The sequence below is a fragment of the Streptomyces sp. NPDC006643 genome (assembly GCF_042870175.1).
Taxonomy (GTDB): Bacteria; Actinomycetota; Actinomycetes; order Streptomycetales; family Streptomycetaceae; genus Streptomyces.
In genome coordinates this window covers 185,077-203,175 of the sequence record NZ_JBIAHA010000013.1, presented here as the reverse complement: position 1 = coordinate 203,175, position 18,099 = coordinate 185,077, and the positions used below count along the sequence as shown (strand labels likewise).

Below are 18,099 nucleotides of genomic sequence, written 5' to 3'. Positions count from 1 at the left end.
GGAAGGTCCTTGATGACGACGCACGTCCCCGCCGCCGACGCCGCCGGCGAGGCCGAGACCCAGCGCTTCGCGGTGGGTGCCCTGGTCCACGCCCGGGGCCGGGAGTGGGTGGTGCAGCCCGAGTCCCGGCCCGAGCTGCTGGTCCTGCGGCCGCTCGGCGGCACCGCCGACGACGTGGCCGGTGTCCTGCCCGCCCTGGAGTCCGTCCGGCACGCGCGGTTCGCCCCGCCGAGCCCCGAAGATATCGGCGATCAGGCGGCGGCCCGGCTGCTGCGCAGCGCGCTGCGGATCGGTTTCCGCTCCTCCGCGGGACCGTTCCGCTCGCTGGCTGGCATCTCCGTCGATCCCCGGCCGTACCAGTTGGTGCCGCTGCTGATGGCCCTGCGTCAGGAGACCGTACGGCTGCTGATCGCCGACGACGTCGGCATCGGCAAGACCGTCGAATCGGGCCTGATCGCCGCCGAGTTGCTGGCCCAGGGCGAGGCGCGGGGGCTGGTGGTGCTGTGTGGTCCGGCACTTGCCGAGCAGTGGCGGGCCGAGCTCCGCGGCAAGTTCGGCATCGACGCGGAACTGGTGCTGGCCTCCACGATCGGGCGCCTCACCCGGTCCCAGATGTACGGCGGCTCCGTCTTCCACCCGGACCGCAACTACGTCGTGTCCACCGACTTCATCAAGTCGCCCCGCCATCGGGACGACTTCGTCAAGAATGCCCCCGACCTGGTGATCGTGGACGAGGCGCACACCTGTGTCTCCGAGAGTGGATCCGGCGGCAAGCGGCAGCGCCAGCTCCGTTACGAGCTGCTGCGCCGCCTGGCCGACGACCCGGCCCGGCACCTGCTGCTGGTGACGGCCACGCCGCACAGTGGCAAGGAAGAACCGTTCCGTAACCTTCTCGGTCTGCTGGACCGGAAGCTGGAGTCCATCAGCCTGGACCGGGACGCGGGCCGCAAGGAGCTGGCCCGGTATTTCATCCAGCGGCGCAGGGCCGACATCAGGGACGACTTCCAGGACGACGCGATCTTCCCCAGCGACCGTGAGACGCTGGAGGTCGCGTACACCCTCCACGAGGACTACCGGAAGCTGGTGGAGCGGGTCATCTCGTACGCCCGCGAGACGGTACGCGACTCCTCCGGGGGCCTCCAGCAGCGCATCCGCTGGTGGTCGGCGCTGGCCCTGCTCCGCTCCCTCGCCTCCTCGCCGCTCGCCGCAGCGCAGACCCTGCGCACCCGCGCGGCCAACCTGGACGCGGTCACCGAGGAGGAGGCCGACGCCATCGGCCGGGCGGCCGTGATGGACGCGGCGGGCGACGAGACGATGGAGTCGGCGGACGCCGTACCCGGCGCGCTCCTCAACGCCCCCGCCGCCGAGGACGACGGGTCCCCCGGTGCCGACGGCCATGACAACGATCTCGGTGACGCGGACACGGACGGTCGGGAGAAGTCCGCGCGGCGCCGGCTGCTGGCCATGGCCAAGCAGGCCGAGGCGCTGACGGGCCCGAAGGACGCGAAGCTCGAACAGCTCACGAAGACGGTCAAGGGACTGCTCAAGGACGGCTACCAGCCGATCGTCTTCTGCCGGTTCATCCCCACCGCCCAGTATGTCGCCGACCATCTGAAAGCCGCCCTCAACCCGAACCGCGGGCCCCGGACCCACGCGGTCGAGGCGGTCACCGGCACCCTCTCCCCCGACCAGCGCATCGCCCGCATCGCCGCCCTGAGCGCCGAGGACACGGACGGCAACCCGCCACCGCAGAAGCGTGTACTGGTCGCTACCGACTGCCTGTCGGAAGGTGTCAATCTCCAGGACAGCTTCGACGCGGTGGTCCACTACGACCTCGCGTGGAACCCCACCCGCCACGAGCAGCGGGAGGGCCGGGTCGACCGCTTCGGTCAGCGCACCGACGTGGTGCGCGCGGTCACCCTCTACGGCGCGGACAACGGCATCGACGGCATCGTGCTCGATGTCCTGCTGCGCAAACACGCACGGATCCGCAAGGCGACCGGGGTTTCCGTCCCCGTACCCGACGAGTCCGACAACGTCATGCAGGCAGTGCTGGAAGGGCTCCTGCTGCGCGGCGAGGGAATCCAGGGCGATCAGCTCACCCTCGACTTCGGCGCCGGATCCGGCCTGAACGAGCAGCGGGACGACCTGCACGCGAAGTGGCAGAGCGCCGCCGAGCGGGAGAAGACGTCCCGTACCCGCTACGCGCAGCACTCCGTGAAGAAGGAGGAGGTCGCCCGCGAGGTCGCCGAGGTACGCGCCTCCCTCGGATCGGGCGAAGAGACACGGGAGTTCACCCGGGCAGCCCTGATCGCGCTGCGGGGCCAGGCGGGCCCGCTGTCCCAGGAGCCGACGGGCTTCAGCATCGGCGCCGAGGGCCTTCCTCTCGCGGTTCGGGACATGTTCCGTACGGTGCTGGGCCCCAAGCATCCGAACCCTCTGCCGTTCCACGACACCCCCGTCGCCCCTCGCGGTGAGGTGGCACTGACCCGGACGGATCCGGCGGTGTCCGCGCTGGCACAGTTCGTCCTCGACGCGGCGCTCGACCCGAAGCTGCCCGGCTGGGAGCGGCCCGCTCGCCGCTGCGGCGTCGTCCGTACAAAGACGGTGACGAAGCGGACGACGCTCCTGCTGGTCCGCTACCGCTTCCGGCTCAGCCTGCCGAACCGGTCCGGCCACATCCTGCACCAGATCGCAGAGGACGCCCGGGTCCTGGCCTTCTGGGGCGGCACCGGCGCTGCGGAATGGCTACCCGAGGAGGAGGCAGTGGACCTGCTCTCCGCCCGCGCGGCCGGCAACACGGATCCGGAGCGCGCCGTGGAGCACGCTCGGCGGATCATCTCCGGCCTCCCCCTGATCGACGACGTCCTGGAGGCCCGCGGCGTCGAACTCGCCACCCGACTCCTCGAATCCCACCGCCGGGTGCGCGGCTCGGTGGGCGCGGCACGGCGCGGTCTGAAGGTCACGCCGCAGGACCGCCCGGACGTGCTCGGCGTCTACGTCTATCTGCCGGACACCTCCGACAGCGCGGAAGCGCCCGCTCCGACGACCGAAGGAGCCAGCCGATGAGCCTCGCCAGAACCGCCGTCACTCCGACCGTCGTCACGGTCGGCGGCCTGCTGCCGGCCGACATGCTGACCCGTATCGCCGACGGCAAGGAACTGGTCGGCTCCGCACCCGCGGACTACCGCCTCTTCGGCCCCCGCGACACGGTCCGGGACGCCGCCGAGCGCTCTTGGTCGGCGCTGCGCGGCAACTGGACGGCACTGCGGGACGCCCTGGAGAAGGAGGGGGCGTACGAGAACAACTCCGTCCAGGCCACCGGCATCACCCGCCGCTTCTGGCTGCTGCCCCTGCTCGACGAGCTGAAGTTCGGCCATCTGCCCGTCGTGCCGGCGGGTGGGCTGCCGTCCGCCGACGGCGAGAAGCACTTCCCGGTCAGCCACCACTGGGAGCACGTGCCGCTCCAACTGCTGGGTTGGAACACCCCGTTGGACACCCGGACCGAAGGCGTCACCAGATCGGCCCCGCAGTCGATGATGCAGGAGTACCTCAACCGCAGCGATCCCGGAACGCTGTGGGGTGTCCTCACCAACGGCCGGCAGCTGCGGCTGCTGCGCGATTCCAGCTCCCTGGTGGGCGCGTCCTACATCGAGTTCGATCTCCAGGCCATCTTCGACGGCGACCATTTCTCCGAATTCCAGCTGCTGTGGCGGCTGTTGCACCAGTCCCGGTTCGATGTACGGTCCGCCGAGGCCGACACCACCGCCCCGGACGCGTCCGCCGCCACGGCTCCCAACCCTGCCAACTGCTGGCTGGAGAAGTGGCGCACGGAGGCCATCGCCAGCGGCACTCGCGCTCTGGACCAGTTGCGCGAGGGCGTGGAGAAGGCCCTCGTCACGCTCGGCACCGGCTTCATCAAGGACCCCGCCAACCGTGCCCTGCGCGAGCGCCTTCACCAGCAGGGCGTGACCGTCGACCTGCTGCACCGCGCCCTGCTCCGCCTCGCGTACCGGCTGCTGTTCCTCTTCGTCGCCGAGGACCGCGACGTCCTGATCCCGGCCGACGCGGATCCCGCCGCCCGGGACCGCTACGAGCGGTACTTCTCCTCGGCGAAGCTGCGGCGTCTGGCGAACCGCCGACGCGGCGGCCCGCACGGCGACCAGTGGCAGGCCCTGCGGCTGGTTCTCGACGGCCTGGGCAAGGAGGGCGGCCTGCCCGCGCTCGGACTGCCCGCACTCGGCGGCCTGTTCGAGCCGACCGGGGAAGACGCGGTCCTCGACGGCTGGGAGCTGTCCAACCAGGCGCTTTTCTCGGCGATCAGGTCCCTGTCGGTGGTGGAGGACAAGAAGCTCGGCCGCCCGCGCCCGGTCGACTACCGCCACCTGGGCGCCGAGGAGCTGGGAAGTATCTACGAGTCGCTGCTGGAGCTGGTCCCCCGGCGCGGTGACGACGACTCGTTCGAGCTGCGCACCCTCGCGGGCAACGAACGCAAGACCACCGGCTCGTACTACACCCCCAGCTCACTGATCGAGTCCCTGTTGGACTCGGCACTGGAGCCGGTGATCACCGACGCGGTCAAGTCCGGCACCACCCGCGAGGAGCAGGAGGCGGCGCTGCTGTCCCTGACCGTCTGCGACCCGGCCTGCGGCTCCGGCCACTTCCTGGTGGCGGCGGCCCGCCGCATCGCCAAGCGGCTGGCAGCCGTACGCGAGGACGACCCGGAACCGCCGGTCGAGGCGGTACGGCACGCGCTGCGCGAAGTGATCGGGCGATGCGTCTACGGGGTGGACCTGAACCACCTGGCGGTGGAGCTGGCCAAGGTCTCCCTCTGGATCGAGGCGCTGGACCCCGGAAAGCCGCTCACCTTCCTGGACGCGCACATCCGGCACGGGAACGGACTGCTCGGTACGACACCGAAGCTGCTGGCGGGCGGGCTGCCGGACGACGCGTTCAAGGCCATCGAGGGCGACGACAGGAAGTGGGTCTCCGGCCTCAAGAAGCGCAACAAGGCGGAGCGGCTGGCCTGGCTGGACAACCTCAAGCACGACGCCCTGCAAGGCGAACTGTTCGAGACGGTCCCCCTGCGGGCCCCCAACGCCGACCTCACCCGTGAGGCCACGGACATCACCGCCGCCGATTCGGACAGCCTGGAGGCGGTTCACAAGCAGCGCGACCGCTACCAGGAACTCACCACCTCGACGGAGTACGTCGAGGCGCGGAAGCTGGCCGACGCGTGGTGCGCGGCCTTCGTCTGGCCGAAGACGGAGAAGTCCGTCCCCGCGATCACCACGAAGACACTGCTCGACCTGAACGACGGCGCCGCGCGGGTGGCCGACGGCGTGGACGAACAGATCAAGGATCTCCGGGACGCGTACGACTTCTTCCACTGGCACCTGGAGTTCCCGGAGGTCTTCCGGGTGCCGGAGGGCACCACTGCGGGCTCGGTGGACGAGCGGACGGGGTGGGCGGGTGGGTTCTCGTGTGTGCTGGGGAACCCGCCGTGGGAGCGGGTCAAGCTCCAGGAGCAGGAGTTCTTCGCCTCGCGGAGCGAGGAGATCGCCACCGCCGCCAACAAGGCGGCCCGCGAACGCCTCATCACGGCACTTGCCACCAGCGAACACCCCGAGGAACGCGCGCTGGCGACGGACTTCGCGGCGGCGAAGCGCATCGCCGAAGGGACGAGCCATCTGCTGCGGGACTCGGCCCGTTTCCCACTGGCCGGCGCGGGCGACGTGAACACGTACGCCGTCTTCGCCGAAAACGCCTCGCACGCGATCGCCCCGCTCGGTCACTTCGGTCTGGTGCTGCCGACGGGCATCGCCACGGACGCGACGACGGCGCCGTTCTTCTCGGACTTGGTGCGAACGGCACGGCTCGCGGCGTTCCTGGACTTCGAGAACGAGGCGTTTCTGCTGAGCCGGGACGTCGACCACCGTGTCCGGTTCTGCCTGCTCACGGTCGGCGGTCGTGCTGTGCGCGTACGCGAGGCATCGTTCGCCTTCGGTACGCGGTACATGGAAGACCTCGCCGCACGCCGATTCGCGATGCCGCTGGAGGAGATCCTGCTGGTCAACCCGAACACCGGCACGCTGCCGGTGTTCCGCTCCCGGCGGGACGCAGAGATCACCCTGGGCATCTACCGGCGGGTCCCGGTGCTGATCAAGGAGGACGACCCGGACGGCAATCCGTGGGGTCTGTCGTTCATGACGATGTTCCACATGTCGAACGACTCCCATCTCTTCCGCACGGCCGAGCAGTTGGAGGGCGACGGCTGGGAACTGCGGGGCAACGTCTTCGAGCGGGAGGAGCAGCGGTATCTCCCCCTGTACGAGGCGAAGATGCTGCACCACTTCGATCACCGGCTGGGTACGTACGAGGGCCAGACGCAGGCACAGGCGAACATGGGGACGCTGCCGCGCCTGACACCGGAGCAGCATGATGATCCGGACTTCGTGCCGATGCCGAGGTACTGGGTGCCGGAGTTCGATGTGCCGACAAAGAAGCGGGACAGGTTGGGCAACACCATCTTCGAGATGGGGGTAGCATCCCAGCTTGCCGATCGGAACTGGGATCGGCAATGGCTCACCGGTTTTCGGAAGATCTGCCGGTCGACTGATCGGCGAACGGTTCTCTCGTTCCTCTTCCCAGCTCACGGCCTGGGCGATTCGGCGAACCTCATGCTTCCCACGGCGTCGGGCAATACCACCGCCCTCTACGCCAACACGTCGGCTCTCGTGCTCGACTACGTGCTGCGCCAGAAGATGGCCGGCTCCAACTTGAACTTTTTCCAGTTCGAGCAGTTGGCGGTGCTCCCGCCAGAGTCATACAACCAGCCGAGCCCTGACGGCAAAGAGGACATCGGCACCTGGATCGCCAAGAGGGCTGTTGAACTGACCGTCACCGATCACTCCATGGCTCCATTCGCTGCCGAACTCGGCTATGGGAAGGCGCCGTTCCGCTGGAGTGAGGAGCGCCGTGCGCTTCTCCGTGCCGAGATTGACGCGGCCTTCTTCCGCCTCTACGGCCTCGACCGCGACGAGTTGGAAGACATAATGGAGACATTTCTCATCGTCAAGCGCGAAGACCTCGCCGCCCACGGCACCTACCGCACCAAGGACCTCATCCTCGACGTCTACGACCGCATGGCCGAAGCCGAGAAGTCCGGCACCCCGTACCGGACCCTCATCGATCCACCCCCCGGCCACGGACCCCGCCACCCCGCCAAGACCAGCGTGATCTGAGACCGCCATGGAACCCCGTAGCTACAGGATGGTCGTCTCGACCTCGCAGGACTACGTCGCCGCCTCCGCCAACGCCGAACGGCAGCTCTACGACTGGCTGACCGGCAAGCGGTACAACACGTCCGCGCTGGACGAGGGGCGCAACGAGATAGCCGTCGGCGTCACGCTCGACCACGACGAGACATCTGGCCAACAAGGTGCCTACAAGCGCTGGCGGTTACGCGAGACGCGACTCGGCAACGGCGGCACCTGGCAGTCCACCCTGGTCGTTCGGTCCGATCACTGTGAGGACGAACGCCGGACGTGGATACAGCTCGACGTCGAGCATCGCCCTGCCTCTCCCGATCAGTTCCCCACCCGTGCCAACACTCCGAAGATCGCGAAGCTGCTCCTCGACTCACTGGCGGCCCAGGACGGTCTCGCGGACGTCACCGCGACGCCGTACTTTATAGAACCGGCCGACATCCCCGAAGTCATAGAAGAGCTCTGCGATGCGGATCGCCGTCTCCCAATCGTCGTGGCGACCGTGCCGCACGGTCGGGACACTGCCAAGTGGACAAAAGAGGTCGTCGACAAGGCATTCGCCCACCTCCCTGGGCTCGCAATCCTCTACGTCCTCACTCCCGAGGCGCTGCCCGCGTTCAACAGGGAGTTGGAGTACCACCCGGTCTTCGGCGGTGGAATCCGTACCTACCTGCCCGGTATCGATCTCGCGTGGAAGCCCGACGCCCAGCGGCATCCGGTGATGCCACGGTCCACCATCGAGGCGAATCCTTCCAGGGCAGCGTCAGTGCTCGCCTCGCTCCCCCAACGGCTCGCCCTGCGGCAGCCCTTGCCCGCTCCGCTCGACACTCTTCCCGTCCAGCGAACCCGCCCCAGGCCGACAGTCCAAGGGACGGAGATCGAGAAGCTGCGGGCCGACAACGAGACCCTGACGGCCATGCTCGGGGAGGCCGAGCAGACCGAGGCCATTCGCGCCGACGAGATCAGCGGACTGCGCACCGAGCTGAAACAGACCGAAGGCCGCGAGGACGAACTACGCGGCGAGAACGAGCAATTGGAGACCGAGCTGCGTCGTCTCCGCCGTCAGGTGAGGGCCCTCCAGGTCAGCCTGGAGAAGATGGGCCAGTACGAGTTGGCCCATGCGCCCGGCGAGGACACCAGCAACCGCCCGGTGTCCTTCACCGAACTGCTGGGGCGATTCTCGGGGTTTCCGCACCTTGTGTTTACCGGCAACGAAAGGCACACGCGCGACCTTGACGACCAGTCCGTGGGCAACTGGGTCGAGACCGCGTGGGACGCGCTTCTCGCCCTCCAGGACTACGCCTAGGCTTCGGCGTCCGGCACAGCGAGCGGAGACTTCCGCTCCTGGTGCTCCCGACCGCCCAACGAGGCGTACCCCTTCTCGGCCGGCAAAGTGAAGATGAAGGAGTCCGACTCTGTGGGGAACCGCGGTGCCTGGCGCAAGGAACGCACCTTCCCCGTACCGCTCACGGTGGACCCGGCGGGTGGGGTGTACATGGAAGCCCACATCCGTATCGGCGGCGGCAACACCGTCTCGCCTCGCCTGCACTTCTACGACGACGGGCCGGGCACGGGCCTGGTTTACGTGGGTTACATCGGCCCGCACCTGACAAACACCAAGACCTGAACTGTCGAGCTCAGGAGAGCGGCTGGCCACCCTTGACCGCTGAGACAAACGATGACCAACCGGCAACGGGGAAAATCACGGCGGGGCCGTGCGGGATCTTGCCGTCACGGACGGGTACACCGGAGGCGTACCCGTCGGACACCTCAACACACCCGCCGCCTCCGTTCTCGCTGTAACTCGACTTGCGCCAAGCGGTCAGAGCAGAAGCATCAGGAATCACATTCATCTTCGTAACCTTTCAGGTATTTACGCACCAGGTCCAGCGAGTCGTCGCCCGTCAGAGCCAACGAACGGGCCAGGTCAAAGCGCTCGGTGAGCTCAACCACCCTCCGCGTGGACTCTACTGCCTCTCCCGAGTCGAAGCTCTCGACCAAGGCCATCGTCCCGCCCTCTTTAAGGGGTCATCAAGGTCAAGCTTCCGCCGAGCATGGGGTGGCCGCCCATCACGAAAGGGATCACCTGGATCTCGATACACGGGCACATAGCAAACTGGGCGATATGCCCCAATTGTTCAACCATGTACTGCGAGTCCCGCAGCGGTCGCTTCAGAGCCGCCTCATCCATGATTGCCCAATAGGGGAGCGCGACTGCACGCTCAAAGATGCGCTGCCTCCGGATCCTGGCAGCCACACGCTCGCTCAACTTCCCTTCGGATTCACCAGGAAGTGCCTTCCGGAACAACTCGCGGGCGTAGTCCTCGGTCTGCAGAAGTCCCGGGATATGGCTGCTCGTGAAAACCTGAATCCGTTCCGCCTGCGACTCCCTACTCACGAACGTCCGACTGTAGTCGGAGATCACCGACTCGTGCGCCAACTCCAGCAGCTCACCCAGCACCCCATCCGAGTCGAAGAACTCGTCCAGCGCGTCCACCAGCGCCTCCGACGGAAGCTGCTCCCCAACTCCACCCGACCGAGATAGCTGTGCGAATAGCCGCCCACCTGTTCGGAGAGTTGACGCAACGACAGCCCCCTCCGCTCCCGCAGTCTGCGCAGCCGCTTGCCCAGCTTCACACGCGGTGTGACCTTGCCTGATTCGCTGTTGAGCTCCACTTCGGTCGAACCCGATTTCGTTTAACTCCCTGTCCACACAGGGCATTTGGTGACAGCCCGGATATGTACGGTCACCCGGTCCTCGGCGAAGGTGATTCCACACCGAAAAGACCGCCGCACGCAAGACCCCCGCGACGCTGCAACGTCCGGGGGCGTGGCCGAAGCGCAACAGGAGCCCCTCCGACAATGGCGGAGTTTATCGCCCCGCCCTTCCCGGCACCGTCGAATTCCCCATCTCCCTTTCTCCGGGGCGCTTTTGGCGTCAATCCGGACACGTGTCACCTCCCGGGAGCGGCCTGATGCCGAATCTCCCGGACACCAACCAGTTCCGCCCCGTCGTCCTGCGCTGGAGCCAGCACCCGAGCTGCGTCGGGTTGGCCCGGCTCGAACTGCGCAAGGCCCTCGGGCGGTGGGGATTGTCCGACTTGGAGGAATCCGCGACCCTCGTCCTCTCCGAACTGCCCACCAACGCCGTCCGGCACGCCCGGGTCTCCCGCGGCCGGGAGATCGAGACTCACTACGTCCCGGGGCCGGACGGGCCGCGGATCGAGGTGCACGACGCCTCGGAGAACCCGCCCGTGCCCCGCGAACCGGCCCCGGACTCCACCGACGGGCGGGGGCTCGTCCTCGTCGCGGCCCTCGCGGAGAGCTGGGGCGTGAGCGCGCGTCAGGGGCCGGGAAGAATGGTCTGGGCGATGATCTCGCTCCCCGACAGCACTCCGGATCATGGCTGCTGACGAGCGGTTGCAGTGGGCGTTCCGCGTGGTGCCCGGCGATCACGTCGCGCTGGACGGCGTCCGGCGCGAGGTCACCGGCAGCCGCGTGGAGCGGTACGCGACCGGTGGCCTGGCGGTGGTACTCGCCTTCCGGACCGGGTTCCCCGTACGTCTGCCGGCCACCGCTCTCGTAACAGTCGCCCCTCCCGAACCCCGGCCCACCGGACCACCGCCAGCCGAGGTCACCCGGGACGGGCCGCCCGCGCGCGGCTCCGTTCGCGCGACGGGTCGCCTGCTCGCGAGGTGGATCCGGCGACCGGCGGGAAGGGCCGACAACGGGCGTGCGTAGCACGGGTGTCGGCACGGGCTCGCACCGACACCCGTGCGCGGGGCGGGCCGTCCCCGCGGCCGCCCACCACCGCCGCCGCCGTCACGTGTCCAGATGGTCCACGAAGATGCCCACCAGAATGCGGTCGCCCAGCCGGGGGTCAGGCAGGCTGAAATGGACTCGATTCCGCGCCGGGTGCTGTTTGGCGTGCCACTCGCACAGGTAGCCCTCTCCGTCGTGGGAGACCTCGCGTTGCCTCATGACGCTCTTGTTGGCGCGGGTGTTGGTGCTTTCGGGCGAGAGGTCGAGCCCGTGGCTGCCGAGCACCTGCTGTACCAGGTGACCGTTGCCCTCGTGTTCCGTCCAGGCCGCCGCGAAGTGGTCGTGTATCACGGTCAGCGCCCGGACCACCCACTCGCGGAGATCCCGATACCCCCCGTCGAACTTGCGGAAGGTGAGCGAATCGGCGAAGACAAGCTCCGGAAAGGCCGCGTGCGTCCGGCTGAAGAATTCGGACTGCGGCACGTTCTCGCGGGCGAACAGCCCTCGCCAGAAATCGGGAACTGTGCCGGTCTCCGCGAAGAAGAAGACCTCGGACTCCGCGCCCGTTCCGGACGCCGAACGCCAGCCGCGCCGCACCGCCGAGGGAAGTACCAGGCATCCGACATGGTGTCCTCGCGTGCCCTGCAACAGCGCGTACCCCAACGACCAGGCCGGCTCGATCGGGTCTTCGCCGACAGCCACCCGGTCCGTGAGGCCGGGGAGCCCGGTGTCCCAGGACGGGCAACGGTCCATGAGTGAACCCATCAGCAGCCGCTCGTCGTACCCGCGCGGATCGCGGCTGGCATAGAGAACGTCGTGCAGTTCGCGGCCGTCCGGTCCGCACTGCGTTTCGCTCCAGAAGGGCGACACGGCGACCTTGTGGCTCTGTTCGAGCAGGTCCGCCAGCGTGGTGTTGAACGGGTGGAGTAACTCAGCGAGCTGGTCCCCCGTCAACTCACCCAGCTCGAAGGACGATTCGTCGACGACGAACCGGTACGGCTCATCTCCCCCCGCGTCTGGCACGCGCCAGCCTCCCCAAGTCGCTCCGCATCTGGTCGAAGAAGCCCTGCGGCCACTCGGTCAGCTCGCCCCGCTCGGTGAACCCGATCGGGGTCACGCCGATGTCCGATTCGCCGAAGTACTGGATGATCGCGTCGCCGGGGTCCAGCACCCCTTCCTCCGCGACGGCGAGTCGGGCGCCGTTCAGTACGTGATCGCTGTGCGTCTCCACGATCACCTGTGTGCCGGCGCCGGCGACCCGCGCCAGGAACCGCCCGAGTTTCGACTGGCCCCCGGGATGCAGATGCGCTTCGGGATTCTCCACGATCAGGAGGTCTCCGGGGCGGGTCAGCAGGCCGGCCACGATGATCGGCAGGGCGTAGGAGAAGCCGAACCCCATGTTGGTGGGGCGGATCGCCTCGCCGAGGAGGCCCGGCTCCTGGAAGCGGATCGTGCTCGCCGTGATGCCGGGGGGTGACTGCGCCGTGATCTTGATGGGCCGGATGATGTCGGAAGCCCACGTCTCCACCTGGGTACGGAGGATGGTGACCCCGTGCGTGGCCTCGGTGTCGGGGTGCCGCAGCTCCTCGCGTACCGTCCGGCTCGTGTGGAGGGCGAGAACCTGTGCGGTGTACTCGCCCTGTGTGCCCACGCCGATCGCGTCAGGGTGCTCGGCGGATACGCCCAGTTGGTCCCGTGGCCCGAGTCTCTCCGCGCACAGATACGTGAAAGCGCTCCCCCTCCCGCTCATCTCCGGAAGGGAAACTCCACGGCGCCCCACCGGTTCCAGGTACAGCGCCTGTTCGTCCGGCACTTCGAAGGTCAGGATGCTCGGGACGTTCAGCTCGTCACTTTCGAGCCGGACCTCGATGCGGGAGTCGGGCGCGTCGGGGTGCTGGACCTCCTGCGCCTCGCCCAGCGCGAGCCCGTACGGGCCGTTCAGACGCGCCACCGGGCTGCTGCTTCCGTCTGCCAGTTGCCGGGCGAGCAACAGGGCCTGGATGGTGGTGCTCTTGCCGGTGCCGTTGAGGCCGGTCAGGACGGTGAGCCGTCTGAATTCGAACGACGCCTCGGCAAAGCGCTTGAAGTGGCGAATGCCCAGCGAAGTGATCATTTGCCGGCCTCGGTGAAACGCCTGACGGCCTCGAACCGGTAGCGGACACGGCCGGCGTCACCCGTGGACGAGGTGATCGCCTCCATGAAGCCCCGGTCATGGCTCATGTTCTCGCGCGCCGCCGCCACGATGGCTCCACTGCGTGCGGCGAGGTCGTCCCGGTCGTAGTCGGCGAGAGTGATGGACCACGCCTCGAACAGGGCCCGATTGATAGGGTTCTTGCCCGTGCTTCCCCACGGCCACTTACGGAAAGCCTGGTCGTCAAAGAGCAGCCAGGCGTTCTCCATGGCCTTCTCGAAGGCTGCCACCAGCTCGTCGACCTTCTCGACGGGCACCTCGTCAGGCGTGTCCAGCAGGGACGTGGTGCGCTGCAGGAACGGGTCCATGGCCGCGTACCTCGCGTACGCCTGCGCACCGAGCAGCCAAAAGCCGGCGAAGCGCAGGGCCATCTCCCGGTCGTTCATGCGGATATGCCCGCCCATGCCGTTCGTCGCCCTGTTGAAAGCCTCGGTGGCCGTCATCGTCTTGAGGATCTCGCGGCTGCGGTCCCGGCTCATGCAGTGCCGGATCTCCTGCGCGTTGAGGGGGGTGCCACCGGTGTTGATGCGCTTGAAGATGTCGTACATGACATCGGGCGGCGTGGTGGGGTCGATGACGTGCGCGACGATCTGGGCGTTGTTGATCCGGCGCTTCCACGGCGCGGGAAGGTCTTCGAACCGTTTTCCCTCCACCGCGGTCTGCAGGTATTCGACCCCCTTCAGGGCGAAGCCGGACTCCGCTCCTCCTCTGACGAAGTCATGGATGGTCGACAGACGCTGAAGGCCGTCGACCACCCGCATGTACCCGTCCGTGTCCTCGGCGAAGTAGAAGGCGGGCAGCGGAATCTGAAGGAGGACCGACTCGATCAGACGGGACTTCTGCACCAGCTTCCAGACCCGCCCGCGCTGGAAGTCGGGCGCGAGCTCCAGAGAGTCGTCGTCGATCATGTCCAGGGCGTTGCGCAGCGAGAACTGCCGGGTGTTGACCCTGATCTGCTCGGGGTTCCAGGGACGGGCGATGTCAGGGAGCTCGTCATCGGTCCCCGCCTCCGATTCCACACCGGTGGGGGTGTCGAGGAAGTACTCCTCCGTAATCTTGGGCGGCTCTTGGCCCTCCGGGGTCGTCATGCGCCCGATCGTATCGGGGTGCCCGACGAGCCGGACCCGGTCAGAGATCTTCGAGCCTGGTCCCGTCCTCGGTGCACCACACGTGAAGTCCGTTCTGCTGGTTGCCCGCCAGCACGGTGGCCGCGCGCGAGGGTGTACCGAAGACCCGCCAACCCTCGACTCTCAGGTTGCCGTTGGCCAGCACCTCGGCCACGTGCTCCCGCTGAAGGTTGCGGCGCTTCCAGACGAGCCGTTGACCGACGTGCAGCTTGCCGGCCGCCAGCTGGGGGGCCAGACCGGACTGCGGGAACCCCTCCTCGCCCTGGTCGTCCTCGACTGTGGCCGCCGGGCCGCCTACTCCCAACACCTTCCGAAGGATGCTGTTGGGTGTGTCGACGAGCGGTTCCGCGTATCCCTGAAGAGCCGCGAAAACCTCGTCGTCGATACGGATCGTACGACTCACTCTCTACCCACTTTCACTAGCCAATTTGTGACAGTGAAAAGCGTAACAGTGAATTCATGGGGAGTCAACACGCGTGAGGACGTCTGGGTCGACCGCCTTCAACAGCGGCAGCTCGCCCTCGCCCGCGTAACCGAGGTACAGCTCCTGGCGGGTGTCGGGTACGAAGATCGTGTCGAAGTCCAGGCCCTTGGCGCTCGCGCGAGTGAGCAGGGCGACTCCGGGGCGTACGAGATCGAGTGTGCGGTAACGGCCTGCCGCCGCCTTTCCGACGTACGTCCTGACGCGTCCGGTGGGGAGCCGGCGCTCCAGTCGCGCGAGCAGGTCCAACTGGTGCGCTGTGTAACGGAGAACGACGCCGGTCCGGTGCTCGGGGTGATGACGGGTGTGCTCCACGATGTGGTCGGCGACCTCGGCCGCCCGGCCGCACCGGTGCAACGAGGATGCCGGACCGTCCCGTTCGGGCAGCGGTGGCGGTGCCGTCCCGACATGGAAGTGGGCCGCCAGAGCCGCTACCGGGCGGGAGTTGCGGTGGTTGCCCCCCAGGTCATAACGGCGGGGAGCCGTCAGGCGCGAGGCGTTCTCGGCGAGAGTGGACTGCGTGTCTGTGATGCGCTGGCACTCGTCGGCGAAGACGGCAATGCGGGCACCGAGCAGACGACACAGCCGGTAGAAGTCGCCCGGCAGGTCCTGGCCTTCGTCGATCACGAGGAGGAGGCCCGCCCCGTCTGTGGTCCGAGGGTGGCCTGTTGGAGGACCGCGGGCCAGTCGAACCAGCCGTCCTCGGTCTGGGGGGGGGCGGGGTCACCGGCGACCGAGCGGTGCCAGGTGTGCAGCCAGCGGTGGACCGTCGACACCGTCAGGCCCTCGTCCGGACCGAGGGCCACGGCCTCCGGTTCGAGGGACTGGCGCAGCAGGTTCGAGCGGGTGAGGAGGGCGACCGGCTCACCGGTGAGTGCGAGCATCACCGCGCGCTGCACGGCGAGGGCACTCTTCCCGGAGCCGGGCGGGCCGTTGACCAGGTGGTGGCCGTCGAACGGCATCCCGGCGAGAAGGGACCGCTGGTCCGGGGCCAGGGTCAGATGGTCGAGCGCCATAAGTGTTTACTCCTCCAGGCCTGCCGCCGCCGCGCGGGCTTCCGTGACCACGTCCTGGAAGTAGCCGGGCACCCCGTCCCCGCCGATCACCAGCACCCTGTCCAGCAGTGTGTTGCCGGTCTCACAGCTCGTTTCGGGCAGCAGCGCGCAGGCGTGGCACGCACCCCGGTTGAGGTTGCCGTAACCCTGACCCGCGTGCTCGGCGAAGAGGGGGTCGGCGGAACACCAGGCGGGGGCCTCGACCATGCGCAGGAGAGTCTCCGCGAGGAGCGGCGGCTCCCGCTGCTGGACCAGACCGCCCAGCGTCCCCGCCGCGTCACCCGCCGCCGTGTAGACGAGAAGTCCGGCTGCGCCTGATCCTCCCGTGCGTACACGCGCTCACGCAGCCTGGCGGTGGTGTAGCCCGAGTCGAACGAGAGCTGACGGATCAGCAGATGGGCGAGGTCGTGCAGGAGGATGAAGCGCGGAGCCATGACAGGGCCGGTACGTACGTGCAGCCGGTCCTTCTGGAAGCTGCGGTCCAGATCCCCGCGGATGCCGGCAGACCGGTGCCGGACGGCGGGCTCGTTCTGTTGAACAGGCCCTGCGTGGGCTCGGGTTACGCGTGGCGGCACCGGTGGTGCCGCCAGCGCCCGCAAGGCGTGTGGTCGCAGTGGTGCCGTCTGTGCCTGTAGGGCCTGTGGTGCCGCCGAGGCAGGTCCCTCGACCCGCTGTCGCCGCTCCGATACCAGACGAGGTCGATCCCGTACCGCCCACCTCTCCGGCGCCGGACGCGGTGTCCGTCGTCGGATGGCGCGTCGAAACAGCGGCGGATCTCGCCCGGCGGTACGGGCGGTGGGTCCGGCCCTCGTCCGGGTGGTGGCGGGAGTGGCCCGGCTCTGCGGGCTGACCGACGAGGAGCGGGACCGGCTCTCCGGGCGGCTGGCCACCGGGCCTGTACCCGACCCGACGTCTGACGACGACGCGTACGGCGAAGGTGTCTCGGCGCCGGAAGACTCCGGAACGGACCTCGATCCGGAGACCGTATCGGCCACAGCCTCGCCGGAGACGGAGCGCCGACCGCACACGGCGGCGGAGTTGTCCCTCGCGGTGGCGGCCGCCCAGCGGCTGCTCGCCGAACGGCGGCACTCCGCACGCCCCGGTGAAACGCGGCTGCTCTCCGATGACGAGGCGACCGGCCTGGCCGTACTGATGCGGGGCGGGCCCGACAGGGCGGGAGAATCTGTCGCGGAAGCGGAGCTGGCAGCGCTGGAACCGGGTTGCGTGCGGCGGCGCGCGTACGAGGCTCTGGTCGAGCACAACACCCGCCTGGTGCATGAATTGTGCAAGAAGTACGCGGATCAGGGCCTTGAGTACCACGACCTGTTCCAACATGAAGTGCTGGGACTGATACACGCGGTCTGCAAGTTCGACATCAGTCGCCGCCTCAGATTCTCGAGCTACGCGTACGCCTGGGTACGACAGGCACTGTCGCGCGCCTTGGCCGACTTCGGCAGCGCCATCCGCGTTCCTGTCTACTTCCACGAAGAGATGCGCAAGGTCGCCGGCGCGACAGCGAGGCTGCGGTCGCAGGGCGGGAGGGTCACGGCGGGCGATCTGGCGGCGGCCGCCGGCCTGACGGTGACACGGGCGGAGGAAATTCTGCGGGTCAGTCGAGTCACCGACTCACTCGACCGCCAGCTCTTCGAGGGAGCGAACCTGGGTGACGCCCTCTCGTACGACCGACCGGTATCGGGGCCTGAGGAGGTGCTGCTCCGCCAGTGGTCACGGGCGGACATCGAACAGCGGCTGCTCAGCACCCTCGACGCCAAGTCGGCCGACATCATGCGCCGCAGGGCCGGTTTGGTGGACGGCGAGAAGCAGACACTGGAGGAGATCGGTGTCTCCTACGGAGTCACGCGCGAGCGCATTCGGCAGGTCGAGACGAAGGCGAGGCGCCGACTGCGAGGGGAGCTGGCGCGGCAGCGGAAGTCGCTCGCGGACCAACCGGCAGGACGACCGGAGTTGGCCGAAGCGCCCCCTTCACCCGCTCATCCCGAGGACGGCGGGAGCGAACTTCCACCCGGTGATCTCGCCCTCGCCACCGGCAGACTTCGCACACGGCTCGGCCGCCGGGGCCTCCAGAGCGCGATCGGTGCCGACGGTGCCGACGGTGCCCTGATCGTCTCCGCCATCGCGGAGGGCCGACTTCCGGAGTACGCCGCGTCCAGACGACTGCGTGAGGCCATGCTCGCTCCTCCCGTAGGCTGAACGC

At 68.3% G+C, this 18,099-nt stretch carries 18 protein-coding genes; 7 read left to right on the top strand and 11 right to left on the bottom strand.

Annotated elements, in window-relative coordinates; translation table 11 throughout:
• Positions 1–12 precede the first annotated feature (12 nt).
• The 4 genes from ACFYNU_RS19430 to ACFYNU_RS19415 all read left to right on the top strand — a co-directional run bounded on the left by ACFYNU_RS19430 (position 13) and on the right by ACFYNU_RS19415 (position 8,895).
• On the top strand, positions 13–3,069 hold the full coding sequence (locus tag ACFYNU_RS19430; RefSeq protein WP_356590771.1) for a helicase-related protein: 3,057 nt from the start codon (positions 13–15) through the stop codon (positions 3,067–3,069).
• Positions 3,066–7,244, top strand: coding sequence for an Eco57I restriction-modification methylase domain-containing protein (locus ACFYNU_RS19425; protein WP_356590769.1), 4,179 nt, complete (start codon positions 3,066–3,068; stop codon positions 7,242–7,244). The genes ACFYNU_RS19430 and ACFYNU_RS19425 overlap by 4 nt, the downstream gene beginning before the upstream one ends.
• A 7-nt stretch (positions 7,245–7,251) precedes the next feature.
• Positions 7,252–8,574: a hypothetical protein gene (locus ACFYNU_RS19420; protein WP_356590767.1), complete on the top strand. Its 1,323-nt coding sequence runs from the start codon at positions 7,252–7,254 to the stop codon at positions 8,572–8,574.
• Between the two features lie 111 nt (positions 8,575–8,685).
• A complete protein-coding gene (locus ACFYNU_RS19415) occupies positions 8,686–8,895 on the top strand; it encodes a hypothetical protein (RefSeq protein WP_356590765.1) in 210 nt (69 codons plus the stop codon).
• A gap of 10 nt (positions 8,896–8,905) precedes the next feature.
• On the opposite strand, the gene ACFYNU_RS19410 is transcribed toward ACFYNU_RS19415, so the two are convergent.
• From ACFYNU_RS19410 to ACFYNU_RS19395, 4 genes are read right to left on the bottom strand one after another with little or no spacing between them, the layout of a single operon-like run.
• Complete coding sequence (locus tag ACFYNU_RS19410; RefSeq protein WP_356590763.1) at positions 8,906–9,121, bottom strand: DUF397 domain-containing protein; 216 nt, start codon at positions 9,119–9,121, stop codon at positions 8,906–8,908.
• Positions 9,105–9,275, bottom strand: coding sequence for a hypothetical protein (locus ACFYNU_RS19405; protein ID WP_356590761.1), 171 nt, complete (start codon positions 9,273–9,275; stop codon positions 9,105–9,107). The genes ACFYNU_RS19410 and ACFYNU_RS19405 overlap by 17 nt, the downstream gene beginning before the upstream one ends.
• A 13-nt stretch (positions 9,276–9,288) precedes the next feature.
• Positions 9,289–9,765, bottom strand: coding sequence for a DUF5753 domain-containing protein (locus tag ACFYNU_RS19400; protein WP_356590759.1), 477 nt, complete (start codon positions 9,763–9,765; stop codon positions 9,289–9,291).
• Entirely contained in the window at positions 9,690–9,905 is a 216-nt protein-coding gene (locus ACFYNU_RS19395) for a helix-turn-helix domain-containing protein (protein WP_356590963.1), read from the bottom strand. Before ACFYNU_RS19395 ends, ACFYNU_RS19400 begins: the two co-directional genes overlap by 76 nt.
• A 338-nt stretch (positions 9,906–10,243) precedes the next feature.
• Here ACFYNU_RS19395 and ACFYNU_RS19390 point away from each other — a divergent pair, with 338 nt between their 5' ends.
• Entirely contained in the window at positions 10,244–10,681 is a 438-nt protein-coding gene (locus ACFYNU_RS19390; protein WP_356590757.1) for an ATP-binding protein, read from the top strand.
• Positions 10,671–11,009, top strand: coding sequence for a hypothetical protein (locus tag ACFYNU_RS19385; protein WP_356590755.1), 339 nt, complete (start codon positions 10,671–10,673; stop codon positions 11,007–11,009). The genes ACFYNU_RS19390 and ACFYNU_RS19385 overlap by 11 nt, the downstream gene beginning before the upstream one ends.
• Positions 11,010–11,090: 81 nt before the next feature.
• Here ACFYNU_RS19385 and ACFYNU_RS19380 read toward each other — a convergent pair whose 3' ends face one another.
• The 7 genes from ACFYNU_RS19380 to ACFYNU_RS19350 are packed head-to-tail and all read right to left on the bottom strand — an operon-like array spanning position 11,091 to position 16,091.
• Complete coding sequence (locus ACFYNU_RS19380) at positions 11,091–12,053, bottom strand: hypothetical protein (RefSeq protein ID WP_356590753.1); 963 nt, start codon at positions 12,051–12,053, stop codon at positions 11,091–11,093.
• Positions 12,031–13,143, bottom strand: coding sequence for a DUF3696 domain-containing protein (locus ACFYNU_RS19375; RefSeq protein ID WP_356590751.1), 1,113 nt, complete (start codon positions 13,141–13,143; stop codon positions 12,031–12,033). Before ACFYNU_RS19375 ends, ACFYNU_RS19380 begins: the two co-directional genes overlap by 23 nt.
• Positions 13,140–14,309 carry a DUF262 domain-containing protein gene (locus ACFYNU_RS19370; RefSeq protein WP_356590749.1) on the bottom strand — a complete coding sequence of 390 codons (1,170 nt, stop codon included), beginning with the start codon at positions 14,307–14,309 and terminating at the stop codon, positions 13,140–13,142. The genes ACFYNU_RS19375 and ACFYNU_RS19370 overlap by 4 nt, the downstream gene beginning before the upstream one ends.
• Positions 14,310–14,349: 40 nt before the next feature.
• Positions 14,350–14,751, bottom strand: coding sequence for a hypothetical protein (locus ACFYNU_RS19365; RefSeq protein ID WP_356590747.1), 402 nt, complete (start codon positions 14,749–14,751; stop codon positions 14,350–14,352).
• Between the two features lie 54 nt (positions 14,752–14,805).
• Positions 14,806–15,456 (bottom strand): hypothetical protein, encoded by a 651-nt coding sequence (locus tag ACFYNU_RS19360; RefSeq protein WP_356590745.1) that lies wholly within the window; start codon positions 15,454–15,456, stop codon positions 14,806–14,808.
• Positions 15,453–15,845, bottom strand: a complete 393-nt coding sequence (locus ACFYNU_RS19355; RefSeq protein ID WP_356590743.1) for a hypothetical protein — start codon at positions 15,843–15,845, stop codon at positions 15,453–15,455. The genes ACFYNU_RS19360 and ACFYNU_RS19355 overlap by 4 nt, the downstream gene beginning before the upstream one ends.
• Positions 15,846–15,851: 6 nt before the next feature.
• The gene (locus ACFYNU_RS19350) at positions 15,852–16,091 is read right to left on the bottom strand and encodes a hypothetical protein (protein WP_356590741.1); all 240 of its coding nucleotides are present in this window, start codon (positions 16,089–16,091) and stop codon (positions 15,852–15,854) included.
• Positions 16,092–16,634: 543 nt separating this feature from the next.
• On the opposite strand from ACFYNU_RS19350, the gene ACFYNU_RS19345 reads away from it, so the two are divergent.
• Positions 16,635–18,095 carry a sigma-70 family RNA polymerase sigma factor gene (locus ACFYNU_RS19345; RefSeq protein ID WP_356590739.1) on the top strand — a complete coding sequence of 487 codons (1,461 nt, stop codon included), beginning with the start codon at positions 16,635–16,637 and terminating at the stop codon, positions 18,093–18,095.
• Positions 18,096–18,099: the final 4 nt, after the last annotated feature.